The sequence below is a fragment of the Bacillus sp. AP50 genome, assembly GCF_040492675.1.
GTDB classification, from domain to species: Bacteria; Bacillota; Bacilli; order Bacillales; family Bacillaceae_G; genus Bacillus_A; species Bacillus_A cereus.
This window is the reverse complement of sequence record NZ_JBEUTW010000560.1, coordinates 1-1,761: the sequence shown is the minus strand read 5'-3', so window position 1 is coordinate 1,761 and position 1,761 is coordinate 1. Positions and strand designations below refer to the sequence as shown.

The window sequence follows — 1,761 nt, the reverse complement described above, 5'->3', positions numbered from 1 at the left end:
TCCGAAAATCTTAATATTTTTTTATTCGACTTATTTTCAAATAGTCGAAACATAAAATTAATTAGTCTTTTTTTTTATGTTTTATGATAGTATATTGATTGGTAAGACCTCTATTTTTAAGAGTAGGTCATATAAGTATATCTAATTTAATGGAATTTAACATTTGGAGGTACAACATGGGGAATGTTGAAAAATTGGCAAGTCTTCTAATAGAAGAACCGAAAAGAGAGCAGTTATTTCCTTTATTTGAAGAAGTGTTTGGAATTACAACTCAAACATTGAATGATTTTTCGGATAAAGGATATTGGGATGATACATATAAAGCTTTATCATTTTTACAAGAAGATAAAGTGATTGCAAATGTTGCGGCATTTTCACTCCCATTATTAATTAATGGTGAAAAAATAAATGCGGCGGGTATTCAATCAGTAATGACACACCCTAATTTCCGTAGACAAGGGCTAATGACACAATTAATGAGTAAAATGATAGAAGAAATTGATAAGAAATGTGAATGTGCATTATTGTTTACGGAAAAACCTGAACTATATACAGCATTTGGATTTAAAGTTGTGCAGGAATATTTGATGACTATACCATATGATAAAAATATTAATAATAACCATTCACTACTTAAAAAGTTAGATTTCTATAATATAGAGAATAGACAGTTAATACATGAAACGATTGATAGTAGCCAAAGACTTTCAAATAGTTTTTCAACTTTAAACTTCCATCCTTCATTTTATTTGAATATGTATGATTCGGAATGGAATGAGAAATTGTATTATTCAGAGAAACTAGATGCTTTAATCGTTTATGAAGTAGACAATGAAAAGTTGAAATTATTTGGAGTATTTGCGCCAGTACTTCCGGTTTTAGATGAATTATGTGGAGAAATCAATGAAAGGTTTACGGAAATCGAATTTTATTTTTCACCGGATCAATTAGGGGTTGAGGATGTACAGTTTACAGAATTACAGTCTAGCAAGTATTTAATGGTTCGAAGTGATAAAGAGTTAGATTTTAAAGGTTATAAATTCCCAGTATTAGCGGAGTTTTAAATGTCTATATAAATGCTTTATTATGGAGGAGCTATGAATATATCGTATATACCAGAACGTATTGAGCAACTCACTATAATGAATGTACCTGAATACTATAAAATTAATGATAATCATGCGTTTATTGTCCGTTCGAAAGCAGAAACCGATTTTTGGCTTAAAACACATTATGGTTTTGAAGTAATGAATGGTCATGTATTTTATAATGAGATGATGACAGACTTTCAAGCTGAAGTTCAGTTACGTATGAATCCAAATTCAAAATTCGATCAAGCAGGTCTTTTTGTTATGATTTCGGAGAACTGTTGGCTAAAAACATCTTTAGAATATATCCCTGAAGGGCCATCTCACTTAGGTGCTGTCGTAACGAATAATGGATATTCTGATTGGTCAACGCAAGATTATCCAACAGAAGCAGCTAAGCAACAACTTCGTTTTCGAATTATTCGAAAACGCGGTGATTATACAATATATGTGAAAAAGAGCCATCAATGGGAACAAATAAGAATCGCTCATTTAATGGAGGATATAGGGAGTGAGCCTATTAAAATAGGTTTTTACACGTGTAGTCCTTCTAAAAATAATGGATTTGAGACTGAGTTTTTAAATTTTACAATTGAAGAATTATAGATGAAAAACCGTATTCTTTTCATTAAGAATGCGGTTTTTGTATTTACATAATATAAAGCATATGTAT

The 1,761-nt window shown here is 30.4% G+C and carries 2 protein-coding genes; both read left to right on the top strand.

From position 1 onward, the window contains the following. Positions 1-176 precede the first annotated feature (176 nt). A complete protein-coding gene (locus ABWK52_RS26580; protein WP_000528676.1) occupies positions 177-1,064 on the top strand; it encodes a GNAT family N-acetyltransferase in 888 nt (295 codons plus the stop codon). 33 nt (positions 1,065-1,097) lie between these two features. Next, complete coding sequence (locus ABWK52_RS26575) at positions 1,098-1,694, top strand: DUF1349 domain-containing protein (RefSeq protein ID WP_001027681.1); 597 nt, start codon at positions 1,098-1,100, stop codon at positions 1,692-1,694. Positions 1,695-1,761 lie beyond the last annotated feature (67 nt).

Excerpts from the sequence above, each read along its gene's own strand:
- ABWK52_RS26580 (WP_000528676.1), top strand. The coding sequence starts at position 177 with ATGGGGAATGTTGAAAAATTGGCAAGTCTTCTAATAGAAGAACCGAAA.
- ABWK52_RS26575 (WP_001027681.1), top strand. The coding sequence starts at position 1,098 with ATGAATATATCGTATATACCAGAACGTATTGAGCAACTCACTATAATG.